Below are 26,699 nucleotides of genomic sequence, written 5' to 3' on the forward strand. Positions count from 1 at the left end.
TGGATCGAGCGGCCGACAATTTCACATCGTCGCTTCGAGCGCGCGGCCTGGTCCGCGAAGCCAGTTCGATGGACACGGCGATGCGCTGGATGAACCAGCTCGCCGGGCAGGATGCTGAAACTGATGCCAGCGGCCTGACGCTCTATGTCGAGACCGCTGAGCTCGACCTGACAGCATCGCCGACGCTTAATCGGATCGCCATCCATCTTGTCGAGACCTGGCAAGGTGCGGCAGCCATCGATGCGGCATCCCGCGCCCTCATGGTCGAGGGGGCCGGCCTGTCGCGCTCGGACGTGACCGATGCTCTCGGCACCGTGGAATCGGCGATGGCCAATGCCCAGACAGCGCAATCCGTCTTCGACGCTGCGCTGCTGGAACTGACCACATATCATGATGCCGAGGCGCTGGACGGACTTCGTGTCGAGCGGGATCTCCTGGCGCTGCGGGTCAGCGATTTGCGGGATCGTGCCGATGAGTTGGCCGATCTACGTCGCCAGATGCTCAATCCATCCATTTCCTGATGATCCATCCCGATGATGTCAAAGGCTTCCTCGACCCCGAGGAAGGCGAAGCGCTGGCCGCACTCGCCGCCGAATCCGGAGGTCTGGGTCCCGTGCTGGAGATCGGATCCTATTGCGGCAAGTCCGCGCTTTATCTCGGTCCGGCGGCACGTCAGGCCGGGACCATCCTTTACACGCTGGACCATCACCGCGGCTCCGAAGAGCATCAGCCCGGCGAGGCGTATCACGATCCCGAGCTGTTCAATGCCAAGCTGGGCGCTGTCGAGACGCTGCCGGCCCTGCGAGAGACCCTGTTCCGCGGCGAGCTGGAAGACTGTGTCATTCCGCTGGTTGGACGGTCTGCCGTGATTGCCGCCAACTGGACCACGCCGCTGGGCATGGTCTTCATTGATGGCGGGCATTCCATGGAGGCGGCGCTGGCCGATTATCGCGGCTGGGCCGGACGTGTCGTCGCCGGTGGCATCCTCGCCATCCACGACGTCTTCCCCAATCCCGAAGATGGCGGACGCCCGCCTTACGAGATCTGGAAGCTGGCCTGTGCGTCGGGCCTGTTCGAACCGGTCAGGCGTACAGGAACGCTGGAAGTTTTGCGGCGGCTCTAGTCGCCGGATACTCCGGCAGATGGTTGGCCACCAGCAGTGTGTGGCCCGGACTCAGTCCTTCGATCGCATCCGCCGCCATGATCAGCGCACCGGATGTCCAGGACGGACGCTCGCGCGGCCAGATGATCGACTCCTCGAACTGCCAACCCATCCAGTAACCGCCATCCCGGGCGATCAGTGGCGCCAGATTGGCGATCAGCGCGCGCGCTTGTTCATGCTTGCCAACCGTCTGGCAGGCGAGGGCGAGTTCGGCCGTTTCCGCCGCGGTGACCCAGGGCTGGTCGGAGACGCAGCGGCAGCCCAGGCCCGGTTCGACGAATTCAGTCCAGCGGGCATAAAGGCGCGCTCGGCCGATATCGGTCGGCAGGACGCCGGCGAGGGCAGGGTAATACCAGTCCATGGCAAAGCCGCGCCGGTCGGTGCCCTTGCGGTCAAAGCGGGCATCATTCTCGCGCAGGGCTGCACCGATCTTGCGGCGGGCCTCCATCCAGCGCTCGACCGGTTTTCCCAGCCGGCGTCCCATCAGGCTGGCGCATTCGAGCGCCTTGTAGAGGCTGGCATTGCCGGCGCGCAGACTGTCGATCTCGGTCAGGGTCTGTTCATCGCCGCGGGCCCGCCAGACGATATCACCATGCGGGGTCTGGTGGGCGAGGACGAAGTCCATCGCCGCCTCGATCATCGGCCAATAGCGAGGCAGCTGGTCGATCGCTTTCAGCGCCAGCAGGCTACGCAGCACGGTGACCGCGACATAGCCGGAGAAATTGGTGTCCCGTGCCGTTTTCGGCTTGCCCGGCACGAGATGTCGGTTGGCGTCGTCGAGCGGAACCGAAGCACCGAGATCGCCGGTCCAGCCGCCATCGGATTCCTGGCGATCCATCAACGCGGTCAGGGCGAGCCGGGTTTCGCCTTCACGTCCGGCAATGGCGAGACCCATTGTCGCTTCGCCGTGATTCCAGGCGTCCCACACGCCGGCCTCGATCCAGGGGATGGTGCCGTCGCTGCGTTGCAGGGCAGCGATATGATCGGCGCAGGCCCGAATGTCGACCAGATCGCTCATCAGCTCGTCTTCCTGAAATACATCACCACTGACTTGCCCATCACCGGATCGAGCAGCCCTTCCAGGGCCCGGGTGAGCCAGGGGCGCTTGATCAGATCCCATTCCAGGAAGCGCCGGTAAAGCGCCACCAGACCATTGCTTTCCTGCGTGTCCCAGACGGCACAGCGCAGCCACCAATAAGGACTGTGCAAGGCGTGGGCCCAGTGGCGACGGAAACGCCGGAAACCATGTTTTTCAACATCATGGCGGAAGGCTTTCGGCTTGAAGATACGAACATGCCCGCCCGGCGTGTTCTGATAGCCAAAGGACAGCGACCAGCAGATCGCCTCCGGCCAGTAACGCGGCACCGAGGCCGCAAAGATTCCGTCCGGCTTCAGAACGCGCCTGATCTCCGCCAGAAACAGCTCCGGGTCTGGCACATGCTCAAGCACTTCGGAGCAGATCACGCGGTCGAACGTGTTGTCGGGGAAGGGCAGCGTCTCGCCCGTCCCGGCCGTAAGCACGGCATGGCGCAGTGGCGAGGCCGGCTCGGGGGGCGGCAGCTCGAAAAACTTGTCGAGCGCGATCACCACATCCTCATAACACAGGTCCAGCCCTACGGCGGTGACGGGCGTCTCGTCCCAATACAGGCCGTGCAGATGCCGGCCCTGGCCGCAGCCAAGGTCGAGAATGCGCATGCCGGGCTCCAGCGCCAGGCTTTCCGTCTGAATGGTTTGCATGGGTTCAGGCCCTGACCTGTTCTGACAAGGCCTCGACATAGAGATGCGAGGCGGCAAGCGCGTGGCTGGACCAGTTGAACGCTTCCCGGGCCCGGGTCGCGGCCCGTACGCCCAGTTCATCGGCCAGGCCCGGGTCATCGAGCAGCCGGGCGAGATTGTCCGCCATCGGTCCGGCTTCACCGGCTGGAGAGACCAGTCCGGCATCGCCCACCACTTCCGGCAGCGCGCCGCCATCGCTGGCGACCACGGCGGCACCGCAGGCCATCGCCTCGGCCGCGGGAAAGCCAAAACCTTCAAAGCGCGCCGGGCAGGCGACAATATGGGCGCGACGGTAAAGGTCGGCGACCTCGGCCCGGCTCAAGTCGGAGGATGTGGTGACGCGGTCGGACAGGCCATGCGCCGCCAGCATGCGCTTGGCGGGGCCATCGCGCAGCGTGCCGATAATGTGCAACCGGGCTGCGGGCCGCGCTGCGGCGACACGGGCGAGGGCCTCGATAAGCACATCCAGCCCCTTGATCGGCACATCGGCGCTGGCCGTGGTCACGATCAGCCCGCGCTCGCGTTCGACCATCGGGTCTGGGCAGAAAGTGTCATGATCCAGCCCGTTGAAGGCAACCCGGACACGGTTCGCATCGACGCCATATCGCTCGGCATGGGTCTGGCGGGCGGCGTCGGACACGGCCAGATGACGTGGCAGGGCGCGGGCGGTTTTCGCCTGCATGTCGATGAAGCGGTACCAGCGCCGGGTCAGCAGGCGTTCCCACCATTTGCGACCCGCGGCGATGGCATAATCGCGATCAATGGCGATCGGGTGATGCAGGGTGGTGATGACCGGGATGCGGGCATTGATCCGGACCATGGGGGCCGACAGGGTCTGATTGTCATGAACAACGTCGAACCGTCCTTCATGCGCCTTCAAGAAGCGGTCGAGCCGACGCCCGAAGGCGTAAAGTTCCCCGAACGCCCCGGAATTATGCGCCAGCCATTCCGACAGATCGGCCCAGGATGTCAGGTGCTGCGGACGCAGGGCGAGGAAGGCATTGTCCTCGGCGAACAGGTCGAGCGAGGGCAGTTCATGCAGGGTGATGCCGGGATCGAGCTCGGGATAGGGCGGACCGGAAGCAACCGAGACCTCATGGCCGAGCGCGGTCAGGGCACGGGTCAGCTCTCGCAGATAGACGCCCTGTCCGCCGACATGGGGATGGGACCGGTAGCCGGTGACAAGGACGCGCAAGAGCCGCACCGGCGTGACCTCACTCTCCTTTTCCATCCTTGTGGAAACAAGGTTATGTCCATCCATGAGGCGTGATTCCGGCGGTGGCAATTGAACCGCGAACCTATAGAAGTGAACATTGTTCGCCAAGCCGGTCCTGCCGGGAAATGCGGCGCTGCAGCGAAGCCTGTGATCAGGAAGACATGATGGTCAAACCCACAGCCCTGCGCTTTGCGACCTATTATGGCGCCTTCTATCTCATGTTCGGGGCTTTCCTGCCCTATTTCCCGCGCTGGCTGGACGGGCGCGGCCTGTCGCCGGAATGGATTGGCTGGATCCTCGCCGCAGGGATGATCGGCCGGACGCTGGTGTCGCCGATCGGCGCGCGCTGGGCGGATCGGGCGGTGCGTCATCGCGATCCCATCCTCGCCTTTGCCATCGGCAGCGTGATCGTTTTCGCCCTGCATATCCCGGTCGACTCGCCCTGGCTTCTTGTCGTTCTGTCCTTCGCCGCCGGGGCACTGGTATTTGGTCAGATCCCTGTCACCGACGCCTTTGCCATCCGCGCCGCGCGCGATCACGCTTTCGAATTCGGACCGGTCCGCGCTTTCGGATCGGCACTTTTCATCGTCGCCAACTTCGCCGCTGGCGCGCTCATCGACCGGACCGGGACAGAGAGCGTGCTGGCCTGGGTCATCATTGCCGGCGGGCTGATGGCGCTGGCCGCGGCCTGGTTGCCCCCTGGGCATCGCCCTGCGGCCCATATTCCGAGACCTGATGAGTGGAGGGAATTGCGCCGCCTCCTCATCGGGCCGCTGGGGCTCGCCCTGGCCGCTTCGGCCCTGATCCAGTCGGGCCATGCTTTCTACTATGTCGTCTCGGCCAATGCCTGGACCCAGCAGGGTATCAGCGGCGCCATGGTCGGGACGCTCTGGGCCTCCGCAGTGGCCTTCGAGATCGCCTTTCTGTGGCTGTCCGGTCGGGGCTGGCTCGGCCGCCTCAGCCCGGCTGGTCTGATGATGTTGGGCGGGTTGGCCTCGCTGGTTCGCTGGGGGCTGACCGCACTCTCGCCGCCAGTCTGGGCCCTGTTTCCACTGCAGGCCTTGCACGCCCTGACCTTCGCCGCCACCTATGTCGGCTTCCTGCGTTTCACCGCCCAGGATATGCCGGACGACCAGACCGCCCTGTCACAAGGCCTCAATTCGGCCTTGTCGGGTGGCATCATATTGGCAGCGATGTCGACCCTGTCAGGCTATGCCTTCGCATCCTTCGGAGTGGGTGGCTTCGCTTTCATGATGGTGCCGGGGCTTTTGGGCCTGGTTGCCGCTCTGGGTTTGCATCGCGTTTCTTCACTCCCGCGTCGGGAAAATATCGACTAGGATTTGCACGATGAGGGGAATGCGGGACGAATCATCGCCAAGGGCGGAACTGGTTGTGCGCGAGGAGGGCGAGCGCACGATCCTGGAGCCGCATGGGGATTGGGTGGTCGACACGATCGGCCGTCATGATAGTGCGATCCGCGCGGTCGAGAATGCGACCGACCCCTGCAACATCATCGTTGATGTTACCCATCTTGGCCGGGTCGATACGTCCGGTGCCTATCTGCTTGGGCGGGCGACGCGGCGTTGCCCGACCCCGGACGCGGACTTTCACTTCGTTGGCGAACACCGGACGGTGCGCCGCCTGATCGAGGAAGTGCGCCAGCGTACTCAGGTCTGCGGGCCTGACGAAGTGCCGACATTCGGTTTCATCAAGGCCCTCGCCCGGATTGGCGCCGGCCTGGAGGCGGCCTACCAGGAGGCGGTCGACACATTTGCCTTCTTCGGCAAGACGCTGACGACCGGAATTTCCTGCTTCCTTCAGCCTTGGCGCTTCCGCCTGACGCCGACCGTCTGGGCGATGGAGGAAGTCGGCGTCAACGCCTTGCCGATCGTCGCCGTCCTGTCCTTCTTCATCGGTGCTGTGGTGGCCTATATGGGCGCCAATCTGTTGCAGAGTGTCGGCTTCTCCGTCTTCACTGTCGAGCTGGTGGGGATTTCGGTTCTGCGTGAGTTCGGTGTCTTGATCACGGCGATCATGTTGGCGGGCCGATCGGACAGTGCCTTCACGGCCTCGATCGGGGCCATGAAGATGCAGCAGGAAGTCGACGCCATGCGCGTGCTCGGCCTCGACCCGTTCGAAGCGCTGGTCCTGCCGCGCGTCGTGGCCTGTGTGCTGATGGCGCCGCTGCTGACCTTCGGGGCCATGGTCTCCGGCATCTTTGGCGGCATGCTGGTGGCCTGGTCGGCTCAGGATATTTCGCCGGCCCTGTTTTTCACACGCCTGCATTCCGAGCTGGATATCAGCCATTTCTGGGTTGGCATGTCCAAGGCCCCGGTTTTTGGTCTCGTCGTCGCCATCATCGGTTGCCGCCAGGGCATGCAGGTGCAGGGTGATGTGGAGTCGCTGGGACGGCGCGTCACCGCCTCGGTCGTGCAATCCATCTTTGCGGTGATCGTGCTCGAAGCCCTGTTCGCGATGATGTATCTGGAGCTCGGCATATGAGCGAGGACATCCTCATCTCCGTGCGCAATCTGCGCAGCGCTTTCGGCTCCCATGTCGTACATGAGCATCTAGATCTGGATGTCCGGCGCGGCGAGATTCTCGGCATTGTCGGTGGATCGGGTACGGGCAAGACGGTGCTCCTGAACACCATTCTCGGCCTGAAACGGCCCGAAGGCGGAGACGTTTTCCTCAATGACCGGCGGCTGTCGGAACTGTCCGATGCCGAACGTCGTCTCATCGATAGCCGGATGGGCGTCCTGTTCCAGAATGGCGCGCTATTCACCTCGCTCTCCGTGCTGGAGAATGTGATGGCGCCGCTACGTGAGCACATCGACATGCCGATCTCGCTCATGGAGGAGATTGCCGGCATGAAGATCGGTCTCGCCGGCCTCGATCCCAGCGCGGCGGATCGCTTTCCGTCCGAATTGTCCGGCGGTATGCGCAAGCGCGCGGCTCTGGCCCGGGCCCTGGCACTGGATCCGGAAATCCTCTTTCTCGACGAACCAACCGCCGGGCTCGATCCGATCGGGGCGGCGGCCTTTGACAATCTGATCCGGGAATTGTCCGACGCGCTGGGGCTGACTGTGGTCATGATCACACACGACCTCGACAGTCTTTACGCGATCTGTGACCGCGTTGCGGTTTTGGCCGACAAGCGGGTTGAAGCCGTTGCGCCGATAAGGGAGTTGTTGGGGAACCCCCATCCCTGGATCAAGCAGTATTTCCACGGACCGCGCGGGCGTGCCGCGCTGGCCGGCAAGGAGAATTAGAGCATGGAAACCAAAGCCCATCACGCCCTGGTCGGCCTGTTTGCTGTCCTTCTTCTGGCGGCCGGTGGCTTCTTCGCCCTCTGGCTCGGCAAGGTCTCCTTCGACGAGGACTACGCCTTTTATGACATTGTCTTTGACGGGCCTGTCCGGGGGCTGCGCGAAAGCGGTGAAGTGCGCTTCAACGGGATTCAGGTCGGGGAGGTCACCGACCTGGAACTGGATGATCAAAGCCGGGTGATCGCCCGCATCCGTGTGCTGGCGCAGACGCCGGTGAGGGTGAACAGCGAGGCCCAGCTCGAACCACAAGGGCTGACCGGCCTGTCCTATGTCCTGATCACCGGCGGCACGCCGGAGGCCCAGCGCCTGGAGAGCCCGGCCAATCGTCCACCGCCGCGCATCTTTGCGCGCCGGGCCCAGCTGGAAGGCCTGGTCGAAGGGTCCGAGGATGTTCTCGACGCGGCGCAGACGGCACTCTTCCGGCTGACCGCCCTCCTGTCCGAGCAGAATGTGGATGAAGTCTCTGCAACTTTGACCAATCTGCGCGAGATCACGGATCGGCTCTCCGAGGAAGAGGCGTTGATCGCAGATATGCGCAACACGCTCGCCAGCATTGATACGGCCGCCCAGGGCATGAATGAGGCCGCGGTCTCGCTGGAGCGGTTCGGCGTGACGGCGGAGGCCTTCCTCAACAATGAGATGACACTGGCCACCAATGAGACCACGCTGGCGGCCATGGCCGTGAACCAGGCCGCTGCCGATACCAACCAGATTGTCCTCACGCTTCAGCCGGCGCTGGAAAGCCTGGCCGATAGTGGCATTGAGGATCTCAACCGGACCCTGTCTGATCTGCGGCGCGTCGTGGCCTCGCTCGAACGGATCACGTCCGAGGTGGAAAGCAATCCGGGCAGCTTCATCGCCGGAGCCCCCCGTGAAACCGTGGAGGTGCCGCAATGAGCGGATCGCGTTACATCCGGGCTGCTCTGATCGGGCTGAGCGCCCTTTCGGTCTCCGCCTGCGTCTCGCTGTTGCCCGAGGCCGAGCCGGTTTCGGTCTATCGCCTGTCCTCGCCGGAACCGGCCGAGCTGGCCGGCGAGAACTGGACCATTATCGAAATCGACACGCCGAATGCTCCGCGCGGATTGTCGGGCGACCAGATTGCGATCATGCGGGATGGCTCAAGCCTGGCCTATATACATGGCGCGCGCTGGATATCCCCGGCACCGCGTCTGCTTCAGAGTCTGGTCGTAGACACATTCAATGCGCGTCAATCCGGGCTTGCCCCGACTCGGGCCGATGATGGTGTGCGGGCGGATTACGAGCTTCGCCTCGACATGCAGGAATTTGAGGCTGTTTATGATCGTGGTGAGGACGCCGCGCCCATAATTCGGGTTCGTCTTGCTGCTCGTTTGGTTGCCGAGAACGGCCGTCGTTTCGCCGGGGCGCGGGTGGTGACGTCGGAAGTGCGCGCCAGCGCCAACCGGACCACGGCGATTGTCGCCGCCTTTGATCAAGCCGCGCGCGAAGCCAGCCGGGAGATCGCGGATTGGACGGCCGGGCGCACGCAGGCCGTAAACAACTAGCTGTCCTTGGAGTCCGTGTCGGTCTTGCCAGAGCGGCGACCGCGTTTGGATGTGTCGGCCTCCTCCTCGTCCGGCATGGATGAGAGCAGGTCTTTCCAGCGCCAGCCGGGCTCACTGCCGGATCCGCCGGGGCGGCGCCCGCCGCGCTCCGGGAAGCCGACGGCATTGTCTGCCCGTGGCTGGGTGGAGGCTTCGGAATGGCCCAAAGGCCGATCCATGTCGGCGTCTGATTGTGAATCAGGCGTGTCGGTCGGGGTGTCATCACGCGTCGCGTCAGAACGCCGGGCCTTGCGACCGGCCAACGGGTCTGGCAGCTCATTGCTGCCGAGGTCAGGCGCGCGACGACCGCCTGCGACGGACCCCATGCGCAGCATGAAGTCAGAGAGAAGTTCGTAATTCTGGCGGATACGCGCCTGGAAGGCGGCATCGATTTCCTGGGCTTCCTCTGCGGCTGCCATGGCGGCGGCATTCAGGCCCTCCAGGCCGCGCCGCAATGTGTCTGCTGCTTCCTGAGCCCGGTCACGAGCCATGCCCGGCATTTCCGACAAGCGCTCGGTCATCGCATCGAGATGGCGCTCGACTGTTTGGGTTTCCGAGCGGGCCGATGCAAGCACGCCCTCAAGCCGCTTGCGGACGGACTCGGCGGCCTCGTCTGCGGCGACCGAGGCGCGCTTGGTCAGCTTGTCCGCTTCGGCGAGGCGGAGCTCGAAGGCTTCGTCCGAGCGGCGCGCAGCTTCATAGGCCGCTTCATTGGTCTGTTCGACCTTGCTGGCGACAATATCGGCCTGGGCTTCGATGGCCTCGATCGCGGCTTCGGACACGGCCTTGGCTTCCTGGGCCGAGGCGATGAGTCGCGCGAGGGCGGATTCGTGCTCCTGGGCTGCACTTTCGGTTTCAGACCGGACCCGGCCGGCCATGCTGTCGGCGCGTTCGATTGCTGATTCAACGGCTTCGCGGAATGCGACCGCGCCATTGGAGGCGGCGGAGTTGAGCGCGTCTGCCCCGTCGCGGGCTGTCGAGGCCATGACCTCCAGTTCTGCCTTGTGGAAGTCGAGGGCGGCGGCGATCTTTTCCTGCTCCTGCCGCAGGGCTTCACCGGCATCCGCGAGGCGCTGGCGATGCTTCACATAGGCGGCGTCGAGATTCTCCGAGCGTTCCTTGAGCCCGTCGGACAGTTCGCGCAGATGGCTGCTCCGTTCAGAGATGATCAGGGCGGCCGCATCGCTGCGCTCGGTTACCGCGCTGCCAGCTTCATTGAGGCCATCGACGCTGGCACGGATCCGCCGTTCGCTATCGGAGGCCTGGCTCGCAGCGAGCTCCGCGGCGGCGGCCACCATTTTCGACTGATCGGAGATGGCGGCCGCGATGAGCGCGGCCTTGTCATCCAATGATTCCGAGACCTCGCCCAGACGCAGGCGTTCTGTGCGCAGTCCCTTGAGCAGAGTCTCGGTCCGGTCGCGGGCATCGGTAGCGGATTGTTCCAGTGACTCAGCGTGGTGGCTGATCACTTCTTCCATGGCGGCCAGTCGTGCCAGCGCACTCTCAAGCGCGGAATTGATCCGCTCGACTTCGCCGGACACGGCATCGGACAGTGTCTGGACCTCGTGTCGGGCGTATTGTGCCGGCTCGGCCAGCTTGCGGATGGCCAGCTCGACGCGGCGCGTATTGGCAGAGCTTCGCACGATTTCACGGGCCATCATGCCGGCGATGATGAAGATCAGGGCTGGCAGGAGGGCAAACACGGAAAGGCCCGTAAGCTGACCAAAACTGTAACGGCCCAGGGCTTCGAAGGACTGGATGCCCAGATAGGCCCACAGATAGGCACTGGCGCCGCCGACCCAGCAGAGTGCGAAACAATTGCCCAGCCACACCAGCCAATTGCCCCCCCGCGGCGGCGCGTCGGATCCGTTTGTCTCCCGGACGGCGGGCGCGGTCAGCGCCTGGCGGTCAGTCGGCGCTATCGACGCCTGGTTTTCCTCGTCGGCCATGGTCATCTCCGCGAGTTCGATCGTGTGGTCTTGTCTGGTCTCGGTCATTTCGGGCCTGGCTGCCTGCAATCCGTAATGAGCACGTCCGCGCGCGAGGGCGGGCCGATCAGGCTCAATATGACAGAGAATAGGGGGAGATGCGCGTCAGGCACACAGATAATCTATGCAAATTCAATATTTGCAGCGGAAAGGTCGCGTGGAAGGCGGTCTGTGCGGGGAGGCTAGCTGTTGTAGACCAGCGGCGGTGACAGCAATTCCGGCAATTCGCGATTGTCGATTATCGGCGTCCATTGTGCGCACGGATCAAGACTGACCTTGTGCCAGCCGATCGCCGCGCCGTCATTCAGGTTCATCACCGCTTCGCGATACTCTGCGGGCTGCGGCGCCGGGCTGGAGCCGCACTCGGTGCGCGCGGACGCCTCAATGCCGACCGATGACAGGGCCACCATGGCGAACCATTCGATAAGGGATATCAAAAACTGGACCATGTCTGGTGTGCGCCTGAACGTCCGAAGGATTGAATATGTGACTAGGACCTGCATACGGTGAAGGCAATTCACACAATATGAGAGTTTCATGAAGTCTTCGTAAGAAGATGGCGGAAATGGGGCAGCGCCCGCAGGAGCAGGCATGGACACAGGTGAAGAAGGGGAAGAGGCCGGCATCCTGATCATGCTCGGGGTGACGGTGTTTGGCCTGCTCTTTGCCAATATGCCGGGCTTTGCGCATGTCTGGGCTGCGGCCGACCTCTTGCCGCTGCAAACTGCGACGCCGGGCCCGTTGGACAGTCTCGCCTGGTGGACCGGTCAAACCTTCGTCGCCTGGGTATTCAATATCCTCCTGATCGTCCTGTTCGGGTCTGCGCTGACGCTGCGCCAGCACAGCGGCGCCAAGTCGGGACTGGGTTGGCTCAGCCTGTTGGGGCTCGGTCTCGCCTACCTCGTCTGGTATGGCGAATTGCTGACTGTAATGGCGATCGCGGGAATGATCGCGTTGCCCATGCGGGCCTTGCGGCCTGTGACGCGCTGGGCGTCTCTTGTGGCGCTGGTCGGTGGCACATTCCTGATCGTACTCGGCGGGATCGGCATTACCGCGCTCTTGCCCGACACAATGGGCTTGCCCGATCTACTCGGACTGGACGAAGCCCGCATCGCCGCCATCGAGGCGGCTCATCAATCCGGTTTCTGGGCCCGTTTGCCGCACAATATGGCCACGGCACTTCAATTTCACCTGGTTGAGTTCTTCTTCCTCGGCGGCGGCGTTCTGGGCTTGCTCCTGCTCGGCATGGAGCTGGTGGAGCGCGGCTTCTGGGGCGGACGCTGGCCGGTCATGCCGCTGGTGATCAGTGCCGCCATGGCGCTCGGGATCGGCCTTCCGCTGAGCGGGTGGAGCGCGGTGCAGGCGCTGAGCGTTTCCTTCGCGCCTTCGCAGGCCTGGGAGGGCTTGGTGGGGCGCTCGTTTGCGGCCCTGCTGATGGCCTATGGTTATGCCGCCCTGGTCGTTCTTGCCGTCCGTTTCCGGATCGCCGAGCCGGTCCAGCTGCTCTTCATCCGGGCCGGGCATCTCTGGCTGAGCGTTTATGTCGGGCAGATCATTGTCCTGACGCTGATATTCTCCGGCCTGCCCGGAATGGGTTTGTTCGGGCGACTAGGCCCCGCTGCGCTATTTGCCTTCGGTTTCGCTCTTGCGGGCATTCAGGCAGCGGCAGTCTGGTTGATGGATCGATATCTCCGGCTGGGGCCGCTGGAATGGCTGCTGGATGGCTTCGAAAATCGTCGCTTTGCTCGACTGAGGCGCTAGGCCCAGATCACAATCAGTTGAATGAGATTGCCCAGATTAAACGTGCTTGCCGCAACCGGAATGGCGATCTGTAGGCGAAATCACCCAGGGGACATGATGATGATCCGAACACTCGCCGCGCTCGCAACCCTCACACTCGCTCCGCTTGGCCTGACGTCGGTCAGCCTTGCTGACGACCCCGCCACCGAGGCCGCGCTCGAGCCGCTGGCCGACCGTTTTGCCCGCGGTTTTTACGCACGTGATGCGGAGCAGGTCTTGTCGACCGTCCACCCGGAATTGTCGAAGCTGGGCCTGCGTCCGAATTTCCAGGGCCGTGGCCGCATGGTGATCGAGAATCTGACGCCGGGCGACCTGCAGGTTCTGGGCGAGCTGTACAATGCCGATGGTCATCTGGATCCGATCACGTCAACCGTCGATGTCCGCTTCTTTGACAGCACGGCCGATACCGGCGTCTTCCAGCTGACAGCTGATACGGACTGGTATGACTTCTTCGTCGGCACGCGCATCAATGGCGAGTGGACCCTCGTGAATTGTGCCTATGGCGGCTATGGCTGGATCGACAATCCGGGCCGGGCCGATGACATGCGCATGATCGGCGAGCTCGTCGAAACCTATGCGGCGGCCTGGGATGCCGGCGATGCCGAAACGGTGACCGCCTCTGTCTATCCGGATTTCGACCGCCGCCATGTTGATCGCAGTGGCACGCGGGAATTCCTCGCGCCGGAAACCCTGGAAACGATTGCCATTCATCTCGATGAGACCGGCGCGGCGGACACGCCGTCGACCGTCACGGTTTTCGAGGCGACCCAGATGACCGGCGCGGCGCGCATTGATGCGGCCGATCGGACGGAATGGATATTCCTGCTCCGCGTGGCCGGGGATTGGGAGATCGTGAATAGCTTCTGGGAACCGCGCCGGGCCTAAACCTCTGCGTCAGGCTGGCTTTCCGGGGCTGCATCCCGGAAGGCCGACAGGGCGCGACAGGCTTCATCAGCGGCTGCGAGCGCGGGCCAGTCACTCATGTCGAGACCCCAGCGCCGGGCATTATAGGCCTGAGGCACAAGATAGATGTCAGCCAGGCCGGGTATCTGGCCGCCGAGATACTCGCCGGTTCTTGGAGCAGCCTCAACCAGCGTCTCGAGCGCGTCGAGACCGGATTTCATCCAGCGCTGGGACCAGGCTTTCATGCCGTCCGGACCTTGGCCGAGATCGCCCGCCACGGCTTTCAGTACACGCAGATTCTGCAGCGGGTGGATGTCGCAGGCAATGATGGAGGCCCAGCCGCGCGCCTGGCAGCGGGCGATTGTGTCCCTCGGCAGAAAGGCCGGGTCGGGCCAGGTCTCGTCAATCCATTCCAGGATGGCGGGAGATTGCAGCAGGCGTACGCCGTCATGCTCGAGAACCGGGACCAGACCCTGGGGCTGGATATCCAGCCAGGCCGCTCCCCGCTGCTCGCCTTCCTTCAGATTGACCGGCACTTGCTGGTAGTCGACGCCCTTGAGATTGAGCGCGATACGCAGGCGGTAGGCCGCGCTGGAACGCCAATAGCCATAGAGTTTGGTGGTCATGGATCAGCGTCTTTCCGTGAGCGTAAAATCAAGCGGAGGCAGGCCATCAATGCGGGCCGATACGACGTCGCCAGGCAGAAGGGCGCTGACACCGGCCGGCGTTCCAGTAAAGATCAGGTCGCCCGGCTGTAGTGTGAAATAGCGCGCCAATTGTTGGAGAAGGGCGGCTGGCGGCAGGATCATTTGCTCGAGATCGCCCGATTGACGCGGCGTCCCGTTGACGCTGAGCGTGATCGCGCCGCTGGCGGGCGGTGGGCCAAGCCGAAGCGCGCCCATCGGGGCGGATCGGTCAAACCCCTTGGCAATCTCCCAGGGCGCGCCCTTCGCCTTGAGGCGGGCCTGGAGGTCGCGCTTGGTCAGGTCGACGCCGGTCCCGCAGGCAATGATCTCGCCGCCTTCGCCCAGCGCGAGAACCAATTCCACCTCATGATGCAGATCCTCGGTCTCGCCGGGATAGGGCAGGGCGGGCGCTGTCGAGACGGCACTGGCCGGCTTGGTAAAGAAGATCGCTTCGGCGGCTTCGCCCATCTCCTTGGCATGGTCGGCATAATTGCGGCCGATACAGAAGACGCGACCGACGGGGAAATGGCGGCTGTCGCCATCAAGGGCGAGACGGGGCGCGGCGGGGCAGGTGACAAGATCGCTCATGCGCTATCGATAGCCGAGGAAGGCTTGCGCCGTCGAGCCAACAAACGGCTTGCAGCTGCAGCCGGCATCCGGCAGGTCTGGGGCATGACTGATCCGACCCCGCCTGCGCTTAGCCTGCGCGACTATCTGCCCTATCGCCTGGCCGTCACCTCCAACCAGGTGTCGCGCCTTGTTGCACGGGCCTATCAGGACCGCTTCGGTCTGACGATCTGGGAATGGCGGGTGATTGCGCTTCTGGGCGAGGCCGAGCCGATGACAGCGCAATCCCTGTCGGACATCGCTGCCATGGACAAGGTCTCCGTCAGTCGGGCGGTGAAGGCCTTGGTCGAGCGCGGTCTGGTCATGCGGGCCGAGCGCGTCGCGGATCGGCGGTCGCGCGATCTGCATCTGACAGAGGCAGGGCGTCAGACCTATGCGGAGATCACGCCCGTCGCCCTGACAGCGGAGGCGGACTTGTTGACCGGCCTCGACGAGACGCAGATCGCCGAACTCGCGCGGCTTCTCGATCTCCTGCGCTCTCGGGCCGGCGAGCTCGCGGAGCGGCAGGCGGGCAACTAGCCGCGACCGCGATCGACGATCCGGCCCGCTGCGATCATCGCCAGTACCGCGGACAAGGCAAAGCAGCCGGCGCCGATCAGCGGTCGGGCCTCCATTAGGAAGCTGCCACGCAGGCTGAACACGACGAGCGCGATGACCAGCACGTCTGCCATTGACCATTTTCCGAGCCGTTCCAGCCAACGCAGCGAGGCACTTGTCGGAGGCTGACTGTCCTTCGACAACTGGATGCGCCACATCCAGACGATCTTCGTGAGCGGGAAGCCGACCGAAAAGCCCAGTACTGTGCCGGCCAGCAACCATTCTTTTTCGCGAACCAATGCGACGCCCAGTGAGAGGATGCTGTGCTGGTCATCCCACAGACCAAGATGACGTGTTTCGAGCGCCGGCAGGAAAAGCCCCGGTATGAGGAGTGTGCTCGCCAACAGAAGAATGCCTGTAGTCAGAGCATTGGGGCGAAAATTTTCAGCCGTCTGCATTCTGCTGCCCATCCGGTCGGGGCTGGAGCATGCCGGGATATCCTGCCCCCTGCATCATCCGTCACCGCCTTTGGCGCGATGAACTATACTTCGCAATTTCGTCAATTCCGCTTCTCTCCGTTAACAAGCTTTGAGCAGGTCGTGCAGTAACGGGCAGGTCATAGGATATTACAAGTATTGGTAATATCCAATTACCCAGACGAAATACGGGGTTAATATCCCTCCCCTAATCCCAGCCCATACGCCGCGATGCGGTGACATATGGAACAGGACGGGGTGTCCCCAATGCGTAAATTCATTCTGCCGGCGCTGGCCGGTCTTCTCTTTACCACACCGGCGATGGCCGAGACGACCCAGCGCGATCTCGAAGTGATCGGTCGCGCTCTGAGCTTCGTCGAAGGCGCCAGCGGTTCGGATCGCACAGTCGCGATCGTTTATGACGCGGGCAGCGAAGCCGAAGCCCAGGCCCTGGCCTCTGCCATGGCCGGCGGTCTTTCTGCTGGTCGTGTGACGCTGAATGCTCGCCTCGTGCCCATGGCTGATACCGGTTCGATCGGTGGTGCCGATGCGGCCGTCCTGCTCGGCGCGGCGGCTGGTGATGGTGGTGTCTTCTCCGCCGCCAGTTCGGCCGGCGTGATGACCGTCTCCACCGATATGAGCTGCGTTGAAAGCGCTCAGTGCGTGATGGGTGTGCAAAGCGCCCCGTCGGTGCGGATCGTGGTCAATCGCGGCGCCGCTGACAGCTCGTCGGTCTCCTTCGCGGCGGCCTTCGCCATGATGATCGAAGAAATCTAAGCGCAAACAGAGTTTGAGAGAGTACTAGCCATGAAGACCCAATTCCTCACAACGTCGATCTCCGTGCTTGCGCTGAGCGTCGCCTTCAATGCTGCGGCTTCGGCCCAGTCGCTTGACTATACCGCCATGAGCGAGCTGTTCGGTGAAGCTGTCACTGCAGGTGCCACCGGGGCCCCGCAGCGCGCCTCCGATGTTCCGGCCACAATGGTGATCATCACCCAGGCCGAGATCGAGCGCTTCCCGGAATACGACATCCCGGGCATCCTGCGTCACTATGCGGGCATCAATTTCAACCGCTACGGCTATGGCGATGGTCAGATCTCGATCCGCGGTGCCGCCACGCCTTACTCGCCGCGCCTTCTGGTGCTGGTGAACGGCCGCGAAGTCTATCTCGACAGCTATGGCTACACCGCCTGGTCGACCCTTCCGGTCCAGCTGGAAGAGATCCAGCAGATCGAAGTCGTCAAGGGCGCCCAGTCGGCTCTCTACGGCTTCAACGCCGTGTCCGGCGTGGTCAACATCATCACCCGCAACCCGCAGCATGGAGACTACGCCACAGCGCGCGTGAATGTGGAGTCCGATGGTGGATTTGACGCTGCTTTCGTCGCGGCTCGCCAGTTCGGTGACCGCGCGGCCTTCCGCGTCAGCTATGGCAATGCGGAAACGTCCGAGCTTCCGGCGCATCCGAATGCCACGACCGCCCAGCCGCTCGCCCTGCAGGACTTCCACCGCGAAACCGGCGCTCTCGAGGGCCGCTTCTCCCTGACCGACAAGGTCAGCCTGACAGCGGAAGCCACCTTCACCAATGTCGATCAGTCGGAAATGACGTCGGTCTACTCCTCGGCCCGTGCGCTGTACGAGCTGCGCTCCTACAAGGCCGAGCTGGAAGCGGATACCGATTACGGCGTGATCACCGCGCTGGCGTATCGCAATGAGAGCGAGATCGCCTACTCCTTCGGTCCGCTCAGCGCCGAGCTGACGACCTTCCGTGTGCAGGACCTGTTCAAGGTCGGCACCAATGACACGATCCGGATCGGTGCCGAATACCGCGACGGGCAGACCGCATCCTTCCCGGATCCGGGCAATGGCGATTTCGGCTATGAGTCGATGGCCGCATCGGTGATGTGGAACCACAAATTCTCGAATGAGTGGGACCTGACCCTCGCCGGTCGCTATGATGTTGTTGACTGGAGCCGTGATGGCGCTCCGGGCGCCTTCTATGCCTTTACCCAGGGAGACTACTCGGTCTCGTTCGAGGAGTTCTCCTACAATGCGGCGCTCGTCTGGCGTCCGTCCTTTGGCGGCACGATGCGCTTCATGGCAGGTCGCGGCATCCAGGCACCGACCTCCTTCGATATCGGTTTCACGCTGCAAACGACCGTCGGCGGCAATCCGATCATCCTGTCGGGCAATCCGGACATGGTGCCGTCCATCGTGGACAGCTATGAGATCGCCTATGATCGCGCCCTGTCTCCCACGGTCGACATGCGGGCGGCGGTCTTCCTGCAGGACACGTCCGACGTGCGTGGCCAGTTCGGGCTCTTCCCGGACCTGCTTCCGCCGGCCGTGACCATTCCGACCCTCCTGTTCGATAATCGCGGCGACACCTCGACCGCCGGTTTCGAGTTGGGTCTGTCGGGTGATCCGGAAGGCCCGATTTCCTGGGATGCGAACTACACCTTCCAGGAAACCGAGGATGATCTCGTCGGCGCGTTCGGCCTTGGTCATGTCCAGGATTTCGAGAATGCGACGCCGAGCCATCTGTTCAACGCGCATCTCGGTTGGACCGGCGACAAGCTCAGCCTCGACGGTTTCGTGAATTATGCCTCCGAGACCACCTCGCCGCTGCAGCCGGTCTTCGGTCTGCCGACGCAGGTCGCCATTGACGGCTATGTCGCGATGTCCTTCCGGGCCGGCTACCGCTTCAACGACCACATGGCTGTGTCGCTGAACGCCCAGAACGCCAATTTCGACGACGGCGAGGTGACTTCCGCCAACGCCCAGTCGGAGCAGCGGGTCTGGCTCGGTCTGTCGAGCAGCTTCTAATATGAAATGAGCGCCCCGGTGCCATTTGGCGCCGGGGCGTTAACCCTGACTTCAGCGATTCAGGCGGATTGTCTGAGCAACGGCAAAACCGCCAATCGGTGATGTCATCCGGGAGAGTTCAATGGGCAAGGTTACTTCACTTTTCAAGCTGACGATCGCGCAATCCTTTGCGGTCGCGCCGATCGCGGCAATCATTGCGTTGATCGCTGTCGCGGGCCTGGGGGCCTGGTCCCTGCAGAACGGGTCGGACAGCCAGCAACGTGCGATGGGCGAAATGAATGCGGCCCTCGAACTCACCGATCTGAAATCCGAACTGCAAACCATCAATAGCGACGTTCTCGCCGTCGTCACAGCCCAGGCCGCCGGCAATGAGATTGACGTCATGGCCGAGTTTGACGCGGTTGGCGCGCGTGTCGATGGTCTCTCTGCCCGTATCACCGAACTTCAAACTTCCGGTGCTGACATTGCGGCCGGCACGGACACGTTTGCCAGCCTGGTCGAGCAGCTCGCCCTCTACAAGGACGCGCTCGATTTCGTCGGCCAGATGCTGGAACTCGATTTCGCCAGCTCGGTCGCCTTCCTTCAGCCCTTCGATGCTGTCTTTGCGGAGATCAGCGCGGACCTTGATGACCTGGCCATGGAAGGTGCCTCGCTGGCGCGCATGGATGCTGCCGCGACCGAGGCGGGCGCCCGTAATTCCATCATTATCTTCATTGGCCTGACCATCGGTGTTGGCGTCGCCCTGATCGCACTCGCTGTGATCTTCGGCCGTCAGATTTCCGCATCCGTTCGCAAAATCGCGGCGGCCACGGAAACCCTGGCCAATGGCGACTACTCCCTCGATATTGCCGCGCTTGAGCGCTCTGATGAGCTGGGCGCTGTGGTCGAGAGCCTGCGCCGTTTCCGCGAAAAAGGCCTGCAGGCTGAAGACCTCGAAAAGGAACAGCGCGCCCAGGCCGAGGCCAATGAGCGCCGTGCTGCCAAGCTTAACGACCTCGCCCAGGCCTTCGACGCCGAAGTCATGTCGATGCTCGGCGAAGTCAACGAGGCTTGTTCCTCCATGTCGGCGATTGCCGAGCAGCTGTCGCAAGCCGCGACGGAAGGCTCCGAGCAGTCCGGCCAGATGGCGTCTTCCGCCGCCCAGGCCTCGGCCAATGTCGAGTCGGTTGCCGCCGCCTCGGAAGAGCTGACCGCCTCCATCGCCGAAGTCACCCAGCAGATCCAGGGCTCTTCGGACATGGCCAGCCAGGCGGATGAGCGCGCCAAGTCGGTTCGTACCGTGGTCGACAATCTCGGCGCTGCGGCGCAGGAGATCGGCAATGTGGTCCAGCTGATCAATGATATTTCCGAGCAGACCAATCTGCTGGCCCTGAATGCCACCATCGAGGCAGCCCGCGCCGGTGAAGCCGGCAAGGGCTTCGCGGTCGTCGCGTCGGAGGTCAAGTCTCTCGCCGCCCAGACCGCCAAGGCCACGGATGATATCCGTGATCAGATCCAGGCGATCCAGGATGCGGCCGCCTCGTCCTCGGCCTCGATCGAGGATGTCACGCGCGCGGTTGGCGAGATCTCCCGCTCGGCTTCGGCGATTGCCGCAGCCGCGGAAGAGCAGAGCGCCTCGACCCGCGAGATTTCCAGCTCGGTTGCCCATGCGGCGACCAGTGCACGGGCCGTCTCGGACAATGTCGATGTGGTGTCCCGCTCGGCCCGCCAGACCGGCGATGCGTCCCAGGACGTGCTGCGCGCGGTCCGGACCGTGTCCGAGCGTGCCGAGAAACTGAACTCAACCGTGGAAACCTTCCTGACCGAGGTTCGCGAGGCCGGCTGATCTCTCCCCCCTGATGTCGCCTTGCAACACAAGCGCCCGGACCTTCTCCCCCCTCGGTCCGGGCGCTTTCTTGTCTGGATGCAGGTCAAACGCTAGCGCTCGCCGAGGGCGCGTGCCGGCAGGTAGATGATCCGTGCCGCGATATCGGACAGGGCACCCACACCGCTCTCGCGTGATTGCCCCATTTCTCCGTTCAATGCCTGTGACAGCGCGCCGCTTGCGGCCAGCTGCATCAGCGTTTCCGATGTCGCGAAGTCGACATGACCCAGGAAAGTGCCGTCGCGCAATCCGGTCAGATCAATCACGGCAATCCCCCGCTCCACCAGCACGTCGCGCTGATGACCAATGCCGAGGCGTGTCCGATTGCCACCGCGCAGGGAGTCGGACAGGGCCAGAACGCGATCCCGGTCCGAGACCAGAACCGCCAGATGCGCGGGCGGTGGATCGAGCGCATCGAGCTGGTTCAGGAAAATATCGAAATCGATATCCGGCGAGGCCAGAATGACGGGGTCGAGCTTGGCCAGGACATCGCGCCGGCCCTCAAGGCTGAGCTGACGCAGCGCCTCCATCGTCACCAATGATCCCATGGAGTGGGCGAGAATGGTGATCGAGACGGCGGGGCTGTCGGACACCCGTTGCAGCGTTTCGACCAGGCCGTCACGGGCAAATTGCGCGCTGTCACGATCATAGAGATAGGCCGGCCACTGGCCCGCCGAAGGCCAAGCATAATGAACGGCCGCCGTTCTTACCCCGAAATCGTTCAGGATCTGGGCGTTGAGATAGAGCCCGTCCGAGAAAGGGGTGTTGAAGCCGTGCACAAACACGAAGACCTGACGCTCCGCCAGCGGCATGGATGATAAATGCCGGTCGAGCATGGCCGACCAGTCGGACGGTGCGATGTTGGCCTGGTAGCCAGTGAGTCCGAATTCATGCGCCGGATCGGCCTGGCGTGACGGATAGGTGATCTCACCGGCGAGGCGATTGGCTGGAACCCAGACATCGGCCCGGGCGAAGGAGAGGGCGCTTCGGTCCGCGGTCAGGCGGATGTCGGGATCGGCACTCGGTGTCCGCGTCGTCGCAATCAGGATTGGCTCACTGACACCCGCCGCGACATCCGTCGGCATGATGGGCAGATGGGCCGGAGCGGTGGTGCATGCGGCGAGCAGGATGAGGGCAAGGGCGAGGACAGGCCATGAACTGGCGGAGGGCAGGCGCATTGCGACGGTGACTTTCCAAGGCTCGGAACAGGCAGTTGCAAGGATCGACGCAGCCGGTCCCGCGCGTCAATGCCTGACAGGCCCGGCCCCGACCTGTCGGGCCCGCGTGCAGATGATGAGCGTAATATCGGATATTGGTGCGCCCACCAGGACTCGAACCTGGGACCCGCTGATTAAGAGTCAGCTGCTCTACCAACTGAGCTATAGGCGCGCCGGTTGGGAAGCGGCGGAAAATACGCGTGCCGCGCGTAAAATCAAGCCATTCCTTTGCCCGATCACACATATCTCCCATGCGTGATTGGCCGGCTTATCGTGGACCTTGTTTCCTATTCCACCCGGGCCCGGCCGATCGTGCCCATATCACTGCCAAACCAGAACTCGCCCGTCGCCGGCAGGTATTGCATGTGGCGGACCACACCGCCGCCGGAGGGAATGCCGGTGATGGAGAAAAATTCCTCGCTGGACGGATCGAAACCCACGAACCAGTTCGGGTCCACACCGGTTTCAACGAACCAGATCCGGTCCTGGCCATCCACGGCGAGGGCATAGGGGCGGGCATTCGTGCCGGAGGGCATTTCCCATTCGGTAACCGAGCCGTCGGTCGGGTCAAACACGCCGAGATAGCCGTCGGCATAGTCGCCATACCAGACGCGCCCGTCGGAGGTGATTCCGATGCGACGCGGGCGGGTGGTCTCGCGCGGCAGCACATGCTCGGTCAATTCAAGCGTTTCCGGGTCGACCGAGGCCAGCTTGTTGGTCCCGAACAGGGCGACCCAGATCGTACCGTCCGGCGCCAGCTTGATGCCATAGGCGCGGGCCCCCTCGGTCGGCACCATGATGGTGTCGAGTTCGCGGGTTTCCATGTTCAGACGGCTGACCGAATTGCTGCGCTGGCTGGTGAACCAGACATGACCCTGACCGTCGAAGATCTGGGTATGCGGATCGGCCGTCGTGTCGCGCGGTGTCTCGATATAGTCGAAGCTCTCGGTTGCCGGGTCATAGATGCCGATATGGGCATCGCGATTGCCGGCATACCAGACGCGGCCATCATCCTGGACGATGAGATTGTGCGGCCCGGCGCCGTCGCGCAGGTCGATCCGTGTCATCTCGCCGGTCGCGACATCCAGGCGGGCGATATAGGAATTGGCTTGGCCCACAAACCAGACAGTCTCGCCGTCGAGCGTAAAGGGGTCGCGCGGGCGCCCTTCCCAGGGCACGTCCCACTCCTGCAGGTCGACGGCGGCGATCTCGGGGCTGTTGTCGGGCGCTGTCACGCCATCGGCTGGACGCGTTTCGTCCGGCATGGTCGTCGTGTCATCGGAGGCAGGCGGCGTTTCCGGCGCGCTCGGGGCGGGTTGCGAGCAGGCCGCCAGCAAGCTGGTGATGGATACCGAAACGGCAAGCAGGCGGGTCAGTCGGTCACGCATGATCAATCTCCCTTGCGGTAGACGTATCGCGCCACTGACCTGCCTTCAAGCCGATCGGTTCATGGACCTACCAGTGGCGACGATGGCCGCGCAGATAGCGGATCAGGCGGGCCGAGCCGCGCACGGTGTAAGTCCGTCCATAGCGGTCACGGCAAACGCGGACCGAAACCAGGGCGGGGCGACCGCGGAAATGGGAGCGCTGGCTGTCGCTCCAGCAGCGCGAGCGGTAGTGGCGGGCGGCGCGGTAATCATTGCGATGATTGCGGCGATAGCCGCCACGGTGATCATCGCGGTAGCTGCGGCGATAGCCGTCGCGATGTCGGCGGCGATCATGATGCCCGCGCGAGGATCTGCGGTCGCGATATCCGTGGCGATCGCGATGCCCGCGCCGTTGCAGTCGTTTCTCACCTGTCTCCGTGGCGAATTTCTGGGTCTGGCTGGCGGGTTGAATGCGTTCCGAAGCGGCACTGGCAAGGCCAGTCGCGCCGAGCGTGAGGGCAATCCCGCACGCGATGATCCGAACCGACTTGATCATGTTTACCTCCCGGTTGCTGTTGCCAGCCTCACATTTCGCGCCTGACGCGAAACTGAACGCTTCATTCACCAAGATGAGCGATGCGGCTTTGCCGGGCCGGAAATTAAGGAGGGTGTTAAGGGCCCTTCGCTAGACATGCGCTATGATTGCCGCCATGGAAAATCCCGCATCACCGCTCTTCGATGCCGCTCATCTCGCTCGCTATACGGGCGGCGATGCGGCTCTGCGCGATGAGTTGCTCAGCTTGATGTGTGATCAGGCGCAACGCTGCCTGGCGATCATGGCTGCGCCGGCCGACGCGACCGCCTGGCAGGCCGCCTGTCACACGCTCAAGGGCGCGGCCCGCGGCGTCGGCGCGTTCGCGCTTGCTGATTTGTGTGATGCGGTGGAAGCCGCAACGGAACCGGCCTGGCCGGGTGCGCGCCTGGAAGTGGAGCGCTGTGTCCGCGAAACCGAGCTCGCCTTCGCGCAAGCGGACTGACCGGTTTCAGCCCTCGCGGGTCCTGTCCCAGACGCTGAATTCATAGGCAATGGAGCGTTCGACCAGTTCGCGCCAGACGGGTTCGGCGATTTCGACGGCCAGTCCGTGTTTGCCGGCTTCCGCCGTGACCTTGGCAATTACATCATTGATCCGCCATTCATCACGGACCACATCTCGGCTCGGCTTGATCCGGGCCGCAGCTTCCATATAGCGCGCCCGCTCGGCAATCAGGGCGACCAGCTCGCGGTCGAGCGCGTCCACGCCGGCGCGCACATCCTGCATGGTCTTGCAGGCTTCGGGTTGGGGTATGCCGGGGCGGCTGGACGTGGTCATGCGGGCGGACACCTGTACTTGTTTCGCCCCTTATAAGCGGGCTCGCGGCGAGGCCCAAGCGGCGGACTGTCACAGCTGGCCAATGCGCGCTGATGCGCTTGACACGCATTCATCATATGACCCGGCGGGCAGTGGCGTTATGCTGCGGGCTCAGACAAGGGAGTCGTCCATGAGCCAGCCCGTTCGCATCTATGGTGATCAGCGCAGTGGGAATTGCCTGAAGGTGAAATGGACGGCCGACCGGCTCGGCCTCAATTACGACTGGCATGAGGTCGATGTCGCCAAGGGCGAGACCCGCACCGAGGATTTCCTGGCCATCAATCCGGCCGGTCAGGTGCCCTGCCTGGAGCGTGAGGATGGCCGCATACTGGCCCAGTCCAACGCCATTATCTTCCATCTTGCGGACGGTTCAGACCTGGTCCCGGACGATGCCTTCGATCAGGCCAAGATGCTCGAATGGATGTTCTGGGAGCAATACAGCCATGAGCCTTTCATCGCTGTGCGCCGATTCCAGAAGGCTTTTCAGGGTATGAGTGACGACACGATTGACCCGCAACTCATGGCCAAGGGGCGGCGGGCGCTGGGGGTGATGGAAATGCGTCTCCTGTCCCGCGACTTCATTGTCCGTGACACGCTCACCCTCGCCGACATCGCGCTCGTCGCCTATACGCGCGTCGCCGATGAGGGCGGTTTCGATCTGGATGAATTCCTCGGCGTCCGCAGCTGGATCGCCCGCGTCGAGAACGAGCTCGAGCTGGATTATGATGAAGGCCGGATGACGGTGCTGGCTTAGGCCCCCGCTACTACCGCGCCAATTCCTTCATCGCCGCATCGACGCCTTCCAGGGTCAACGGGAACATGCGGTCGGCGCCGATAATGTCCTGGACGAGGCGGGTGGAGTAGGAGTGCTCCCACCATTTCTCCGGCGTCGGATTGATCCAGATCAGGTGCGGCCAGGTCTCAACAATGCGCTTGAGCCAGACCGCACCGGCCTCTTCATTCCAGTGCTCGACCGAACCGCCATCATGGGTGATCTCATAAGGTGCCATGGCCGCATCCCCGACCAGGATGACCTTCCAGTCGGCCGGATATTTGTGCATCACGTCCAGGGTCGGCACGGTCTCGGTGCGACGGCGCAGGTTTGACCGCCACACGCCCTCATAGGGGCAGTTGTGGAAGTAGAAATATTCCAGATTCTTGAAGGTCGTGCGGGCGGCCGAGAACAATTCCTCGCAGAGCCGGATATGCGGGTCCATCGAGCCGCCGACATCGAACAGGGCGAGGACCTTGATGGCGTTGCGGCGCTCCGGGCGCATGATGACATCGAGCCAGCCCTGCTTGGCGGTGGCGTCGATCGTCTCGCTCAGGTCGAGCTCCTCGCGCGCGCCATCGCGGGCAAATTTGCGCAGGCGGCGCAGGGCGACTTTCAGATTGCGCGTGCCCAGCTCGCGCTCGCCGTCGAGATCCTTGTAGCGGCGCTGTTCCCAGACCTTGGCCGCGCGCTTGTTCTGGCTTTCGCCGCCAATGCGCACGCCGGACGGGTTATAGCCGGAATGACCAAAGGGCGAGGTGCCGCCGGTGCCGATCCACTTGTTTCCGCCCTCATGCCGCTTTTCCTGTTCTTCCAGGCGCTTCTTGAGGGTTTCCATCAACTCGTCAAAGGGCAGGGCCTTGAGCTCGGCCATCTCCTCCTCGGTGAGCATGCGCTTCATCATCGCCTGCAGCCACTCGTCCGGGATTTCCTTGTCCTCGAACATCTGGGAGAGCATTTCGACCCCCTTGAAGACATGGCCGAAGACCATGTCGAACTTGTCGAAATCCTTCTCGTCCTTGACCAGCGCCGCGCGGCTGACCGAGTAGAAATGCTTGATCTCCGGCTCGATGACGCCCTTGTCGAGCGCTTCCAGCAAGGTCAGGTATTCCCGTGTGGTGACAGGGATCTTGGCGGCGCGGAGCTCGGTAAAGAAGTGATGCAGCATAATCCCAATCTAGCGAG

Annotated in this window: 28 protein-coding genes and 1 tRNA gene; 15 read left to right on the top strand and 14 right to left on the bottom strand. The window is 63.4% G+C overall.

The window, feature by feature from the left end; translation table 11 throughout:
- The first annotated feature begins 80 nt into the window (after positions 1-80).
- On the top strand, positions 81-521 hold the full coding sequence (locus tag Q0X62_RS04705; protein WP_297732246.1) for a hypothetical protein: 441 nt from the start codon (positions 81-83) through the stop codon (positions 519-521).
- The gene (locus tag Q0X62_RS04710) at positions 521-1,123 is read left to right on the top strand and encodes a class I SAM-dependent methyltransferase (protein WP_297732248.1); all 603 of its coding nucleotides are present in this window, start codon (positions 521-523) and stop codon (positions 1,121-1,123) included. Before Q0X62_RS04705 ends, Q0X62_RS04710 begins: the two co-directional genes overlap by 1 nt.
- Here Q0X62_RS04710 and Q0X62_RS04715 read toward each other — a convergent pair.
- From Q0X62_RS04715 to Q0X62_RS04725, 3 genes are read right to left on the bottom strand one after another with little or no spacing between them, the layout of a single operon-like run.
- Entirely contained in the window at positions 1,083-2,180 is a 1,098-nt protein-coding gene (locus Q0X62_RS04715; protein ID WP_297732250.1) for a hypothetical protein, read from the bottom strand. The genes Q0X62_RS04710 and Q0X62_RS04715 overlap by 41 nt on opposite strands.
- The gene (locus Q0X62_RS04720) at positions 2,180-2,899 is read right to left on the bottom strand and encodes a methyltransferase domain-containing protein (protein ID WP_297732251.1); all 720 of its coding nucleotides are present in this window, start codon (positions 2,897-2,899) and stop codon (positions 2,180-2,182) included. The genes Q0X62_RS04715 and Q0X62_RS04720 overlap by 1 nt, the downstream gene beginning before the upstream one ends.
- Before the next feature lie 4 nt (positions 2,900-2,903).
- Positions 2,904-4,169 carry a glycosyltransferase family 4 protein gene (locus Q0X62_RS04725; RefSeq protein ID WP_297732253.1) on the bottom strand — a complete coding sequence of 422 codons (1,266 nt, stop codon included), beginning with the start codon at positions 4,167-4,169 and terminating at the stop codon, positions 2,904-2,906.
- A gap of 149 nt (positions 4,170-4,318) precedes the next feature.
- On the opposite strand from Q0X62_RS04725, the gene Q0X62_RS04730 reads away from it, so the two are divergent.
- Genes Q0X62_RS04730 through Q0X62_RS04750 form a run of 5 tightly spaced genes read left to right on the top strand, consistent with a single transcriptional unit; the run spans position 4,319 to position 9,006 of the window.
- Positions 4,319-5,491: an MFS transporter gene (locus Q0X62_RS04730; protein ID WP_297732255.1), complete on the top strand. Its 1,173-nt coding sequence runs from the start codon at positions 4,319-4,321 to the stop codon at positions 5,489-5,491.
- 19 nt (positions 5,492-5,510) lie between these two features.
- Positions 5,511-6,656 carry an ABC transporter permease gene (locus tag Q0X62_RS04735; RefSeq protein ID WP_297732256.1) on the top strand — a complete coding sequence of 382 codons (1,146 nt, stop codon included), beginning with the start codon at positions 5,511-5,513 and terminating at the stop codon, positions 6,654-6,656.
- Positions 6,653-7,426, top strand: a complete 774-nt coding sequence (locus tag Q0X62_RS04740; protein WP_297732258.1) for an ATP-binding cassette domain-containing protein — start codon at positions 6,653-6,655, stop codon at positions 7,424-7,426. Before Q0X62_RS04735 ends, Q0X62_RS04740 begins: the two co-directional genes overlap by 4 nt.
- A 3-nt stretch (positions 7,427-7,429) precedes the next feature.
- A complete protein-coding gene (locus Q0X62_RS04745) occupies positions 7,430-8,380 on the top strand; it encodes an MlaD family protein (RefSeq protein WP_297732260.1) in 951 nt (316 codons plus the stop codon).
- Positions 8,377-9,006, top strand: coding sequence for an ABC-type transport auxiliary lipoprotein family protein (locus tag Q0X62_RS04750; protein WP_297732262.1), 630 nt, complete (start codon positions 8,377-8,379; stop codon positions 9,004-9,006). Before Q0X62_RS04745 ends, Q0X62_RS04750 begins: the two co-directional genes overlap by 4 nt.
- Here Q0X62_RS04750 and Q0X62_RS04755 read toward each other — a convergent pair.
- Together Q0X62_RS04755 and Q0X62_RS04760 are read right to left on the bottom strand one after the other, a co-directional pair.
- Complete coding sequence (locus tag Q0X62_RS04755) at positions 9,003-11,042, bottom strand: hypothetical protein (RefSeq protein WP_297732264.1); 2,040 nt, start codon at positions 11,040-11,042, stop codon at positions 9,003-9,005. The genes Q0X62_RS04750 and Q0X62_RS04755 overlap by 4 nt on opposite strands.
- 173 nt (positions 11,043-11,215) lie before the next feature.
- Entirely contained in the window at positions 11,216-11,482 is a 267-nt protein-coding gene (locus tag Q0X62_RS04760; protein ID WP_297732266.1) for a hypothetical protein, read from the bottom strand.
- 142 nt (positions 11,483-11,624) lie between these two features.
- On the opposite strand from Q0X62_RS04760, the gene Q0X62_RS04765 reads away from it, so the two are divergent.
- Together Q0X62_RS04765 and Q0X62_RS04770 are read left to right on the top strand one after the other, a co-directional pair.
- Entirely contained in the window at positions 11,625-12,794 is a 1,170-nt protein-coding gene (locus tag Q0X62_RS04765; protein WP_297732268.1) for a DUF418 domain-containing protein, read from the top strand.
- Positions 12,795-12,893: 99 nt separating this feature from the next.
- A complete protein-coding gene (locus Q0X62_RS04770; protein ID WP_297732270.1) occupies positions 12,894-13,718 on the top strand; it encodes a nuclear transport factor 2 family protein in 825 nt (274 codons plus the stop codon).
- On the opposite strand, the gene maiA is transcribed toward Q0X62_RS04770, so the two are convergent.
- Positions 13,715-14,362 (bottom strand): maleylacetoacetate isomerase, encoded by a 648-nt coding sequence (maiA, locus tag Q0X62_RS04775; RefSeq protein ID WP_297732271.1) that lies wholly within the window; start codon positions 14,360-14,362, stop codon positions 13,715-13,717. The genes Q0X62_RS04770 and maiA overlap by 4 nt on opposite strands.
- Positions 14,363-14,365: 3 nt before the next feature.
- Entirely contained in the window at positions 14,366-15,010 is a 645-nt protein-coding gene (locus Q0X62_RS04780; RefSeq protein WP_297732273.1) for a fumarylacetoacetate hydrolase family protein, read from the bottom strand.
- An 84-nt stretch (positions 15,011-15,094) separates the two neighbouring features.
- On the opposite strand from Q0X62_RS04780, the gene Q0X62_RS04785 reads away from it, so the two are divergent.
- On the top strand, positions 15,095-15,568 hold the full coding sequence (locus Q0X62_RS04785; protein WP_297732275.1) for a MarR family transcriptional regulator: 474 nt from the start codon (positions 15,095-15,097) through the stop codon (positions 15,566-15,568).
- On the opposite strand, the gene Q0X62_RS04790 is transcribed toward Q0X62_RS04785, so the two are convergent.
- On the bottom strand, positions 15,565-16,044 hold the full coding sequence (locus tag Q0X62_RS04790) for a paraquat-inducible protein A (RefSeq protein ID WP_297732277.1): 480 nt from the start codon (positions 16,042-16,044) through the stop codon (positions 15,565-15,567). The genes Q0X62_RS04785 and Q0X62_RS04790 overlap by 4 nt on opposite strands.
- A 285-nt stretch (positions 16,045-16,329) precedes the next feature.
- On the opposite strand from Q0X62_RS04790, the gene Q0X62_RS04795 reads away from it, so the two are divergent.
- The 3 genes from Q0X62_RS04795 (at position 16,330) to Q0X62_RS04805 (ending at position 20,710) form a co-directional block, all read left to right on the top strand.
- Positions 16,330-16,839, top strand: a complete 510-nt coding sequence (locus Q0X62_RS04795; RefSeq protein WP_297732279.1) for a hypothetical protein — start codon at positions 16,330-16,332, stop codon at positions 16,837-16,839.
- A gap of 30 nt (positions 16,840-16,869) precedes the next feature.
- Complete coding sequence (locus Q0X62_RS04800) at positions 16,870-18,885, top strand: TonB-dependent siderophore receptor (RefSeq protein WP_297732281.1); 2,016 nt, start codon at positions 16,870-16,872, stop codon at positions 18,883-18,885.
- Positions 18,886-19,006: 121 nt separating this feature from the next.
- Positions 19,007-20,710: a methyl-accepting chemotaxis protein gene (locus tag Q0X62_RS04805; protein ID WP_297732283.1), complete on the top strand. Its 1,704-nt coding sequence runs from the start codon at positions 19,007-19,009 to the stop codon at positions 20,708-20,710.
- Between the two features lie 92 nt (positions 20,711-20,802).
- Here Q0X62_RS04805 and Q0X62_RS04810 read toward each other — a convergent pair whose 3' ends face one another.
- From Q0X62_RS04810 to Q0X62_RS04825, 4 genes are all read right to left on the bottom strand, one after another.
- The gene (locus tag Q0X62_RS04810; protein ID WP_297732285.1) at positions 20,803-21,927 is read right to left on the bottom strand and encodes an alpha/beta hydrolase; all 1,125 of its coding nucleotides are present in this window, start codon (positions 21,925-21,927) and stop codon (positions 20,803-20,805) included.
- A gap of 135 nt (positions 21,928-22,062) precedes the next feature.
- Positions 22,063-22,138: transfer RNA gene (locus Q0X62_RS04815), tRNA-Lys, on the bottom strand.
- A 115-nt stretch (positions 22,139-22,253) separates the two neighbouring features.
- The gene (locus Q0X62_RS04820; RefSeq protein WP_297732287.1) at positions 22,254-23,354 is read right to left on the bottom strand and encodes a lyase; all 1,101 of its coding nucleotides are present in this window, start codon (positions 23,352-23,354) and stop codon (positions 22,254-22,256) included.
- A 67-nt stretch (positions 23,355-23,421) separates the two neighbouring features.
- Positions 23,422-23,889, bottom strand: coding sequence for a hypothetical protein (locus tag Q0X62_RS04825; protein ID WP_297732289.1), 468 nt, complete (start codon positions 23,887-23,889; stop codon positions 23,422-23,424).
- Positions 23,890-24,043: 154 nt separating this feature from the next.
- Here Q0X62_RS04825 and Q0X62_RS04830 point away from each other — a divergent pair, with 154 nt between their 5' ends.
- Complete coding sequence (locus Q0X62_RS04830; RefSeq protein ID WP_297732291.1) at positions 24,044-24,370, top strand: Hpt domain-containing protein; 327 nt, start codon at positions 24,044-24,046, stop codon at positions 24,368-24,370.
- A 6-nt stretch (positions 24,371-24,376) separates the two neighbouring features.
- On the opposite strand, the gene Q0X62_RS04835 is transcribed toward Q0X62_RS04830, so the two are convergent.
- Positions 24,377-24,703, bottom strand: coding sequence for a chorismate mutase (locus Q0X62_RS04835; protein ID WP_297732293.1), 327 nt, complete (start codon positions 24,701-24,703; stop codon positions 24,377-24,379).
- 169 nt (positions 24,704-24,872) lie between these two features.
- Between Q0X62_RS04835 and Q0X62_RS04840 the strand changes: the two genes are divergently transcribed.
- Positions 24,873-25,496: a glutathione S-transferase family protein gene (locus tag Q0X62_RS04840; protein ID WP_297732295.1), complete on the top strand. Its 624-nt coding sequence runs from the start codon at positions 24,873-24,875 to the stop codon at positions 25,494-25,496.
- Positions 25,497-25,506: 10 nt separating this feature from the next.
- On the opposite strand, the gene Q0X62_RS04845 is transcribed toward Q0X62_RS04840, so the two are convergent.
- Positions 25,507-26,682: a VWA domain-containing protein gene (locus Q0X62_RS04845; protein ID WP_297732297.1), complete on the bottom strand. Its 1,176-nt coding sequence runs from the start codon at positions 26,680-26,682 to the stop codon at positions 25,507-25,509.
- Positions 26,683-26,699 lie beyond the last annotated feature (17 nt).

It is taken from the genome of uncultured Maricaulis sp., assembly GCF_947259345.1.
Taxonomy (GTDB): Bacteria; Pseudomonadota; Alphaproteobacteria; order Caulobacterales; family Maricaulaceae; genus Maricaulis.

Coding starts and splice junctions, on each gene's coding strand:
- Q0X62_RS04705 (WP_297732246.1), top strand. CDS start 81: ATGCGCTGGATGAACCAGCTCGCCGGGCAGGATGCTGAAACTGATGCC.
- Q0X62_RS04710 (WP_297732248.1), top strand. CDS start 521: ATGATCCATCCCGATGATGTCAAAGGCTTCCTCGACCCCGAGGAAGGC.
- Q0X62_RS04715 (WP_297732250.1), bottom strand. CDS start 2,180: ATGAGCGATCTGGTCGACATTCGGGCCTGCGCCGATCATATCGCTGCC.
- Q0X62_RS04720 (WP_297732251.1), bottom strand. CDS start 2,899: ATGCAAACCATTCAGACGGAAAGCCTGGCGCTGGAGCCCGGCATGCGC.
- Q0X62_RS04725 (WP_297732253.1), bottom strand. CDS start 4,169: ATGGAAAAGGAGAGTGAGGTCACGCCGGTGCGGCTCTTGCGCGTCCTT.
- Q0X62_RS04730 (WP_297732255.1), top strand. CDS start 4,319: ATGGTCAAACCCACAGCCCTGCGCTTTGCGACCTATTATGGCGCCTTC.
- Q0X62_RS04735 (WP_297732256.1), top strand. CDS start 5,511: ATGCGGGACGAATCATCGCCAAGGGCGGAACTGGTTGTGCGCGAGGAG.
- Q0X62_RS04740 (WP_297732258.1), top strand. CDS start 6,653: ATGAGCGAGGACATCCTCATCTCCGTGCGCAATCTGCGCAGCGCTTTC.
- Q0X62_RS04745 (WP_297732260.1), top strand. CDS start 7,430: ATGGAAACCAAAGCCCATCACGCCCTGGTCGGCCTGTTTGCTGTCCTT.
- Q0X62_RS04750 (WP_297732262.1), top strand. CDS start 8,377: ATGAGCGGATCGCGTTACATCCGGGCTGCTCTGATCGGGCTGAGCGCC.
- Q0X62_RS04755 (WP_297732264.1), bottom strand. CDS start 11,042: ATGACCGAGACCAGACAAGACCACACGATCGAACTCGCGGAGATGACC.
- Q0X62_RS04760 (WP_297732266.1), bottom strand. CDS start 11,482: ATGGTCCAGTTTTTGATATCCCTTATCGAATGGTTCGCCATGGTGGCC.
- Q0X62_RS04765 (WP_297732268.1), top strand. CDS start 11,625: ATGGACACAGGTGAAGAAGGGGAAGAGGCCGGCATCCTGATCATGCTC.
- Q0X62_RS04770 (WP_297732270.1), top strand. CDS start 12,894: ATGATCCGAACACTCGCCGCGCTCGCAACCCTCACACTCGCTCCGCTT.
- maiA (WP_297732271.1), bottom strand. CDS start 14,362: ATGACCACCAAACTCTATGGCTATTGGCGTTCCAGCGCGGCCTACCGC.
- Q0X62_RS04780 (WP_297732273.1), bottom strand. CDS start 15,010: ATGAGCGATCTTGTCACCTGCCCCGCCGCGCCCCGTCTCGCCCTTGAT.
- Q0X62_RS04785 (WP_297732275.1), top strand. CDS start 15,095: ATGACTGATCCGACCCCGCCTGCGCTTAGCCTGCGCGACTATCTGCCC.
- Q0X62_RS04790 (WP_297732277.1), bottom strand. CDS start 16,044: ATGCAGACGGCTGAAAATTTTCGCCCCAATGCTCTGACTACAGGCATT.
- Q0X62_RS04795 (WP_297732279.1), top strand. CDS start 16,330: ATGCGTAAATTCATTCTGCCGGCGCTGGCCGGTCTTCTCTTTACCACA.
- Q0X62_RS04800 (WP_297732281.1), top strand. CDS start 16,870: ATGAAGACCCAATTCCTCACAACGTCGATCTCCGTGCTTGCGCTGAGC.
- Q0X62_RS04805 (WP_297732283.1), top strand. CDS start 19,007: ATGGGCAAGGTTACTTCACTTTTCAAGCTGACGATCGCGCAATCCTTT.
- Q0X62_RS04810 (WP_297732285.1), bottom strand. CDS start 21,927: ATGCGCCTGCCCTCCGCCAGTTCATGGCCTGTCCTCGCCCTTGCCCTC.
- Q0X62_RS04820 (WP_297732287.1), bottom strand. CDS start 23,354: ATGCGTGACCGACTGACCCGCCTGCTTGCCGTTTCGGTATCCATCACC.
- Q0X62_RS04825 (WP_297732289.1), bottom strand. CDS start 23,889: ATGATCAAGTCGGTTCGGATCATCGCGTGCGGGATTGCCCTCACGCTC.
- Q0X62_RS04830 (WP_297732291.1), top strand. CDS start 24,044: ATGGAAAATCCCGCATCACCGCTCTTCGATGCCGCTCATCTCGCTCGC.
- Q0X62_RS04835 (WP_297732293.1), bottom strand. CDS start 24,703: ATGACCACGTCCAGCCGCCCCGGCATACCCCAACCCGAAGCCTGCAAG.
- Q0X62_RS04840 (WP_297732295.1), top strand. CDS start 24,873: ATGAGCCAGCCCGTTCGCATCTATGGTGATCAGCGCAGTGGGAATTGC.
- Q0X62_RS04845 (WP_297732297.1), bottom strand. CDS start 26,682: ATGCTGCATCACTTCTTTACCGAGCTCCGCGCCGCCAAGATCCCTGTC.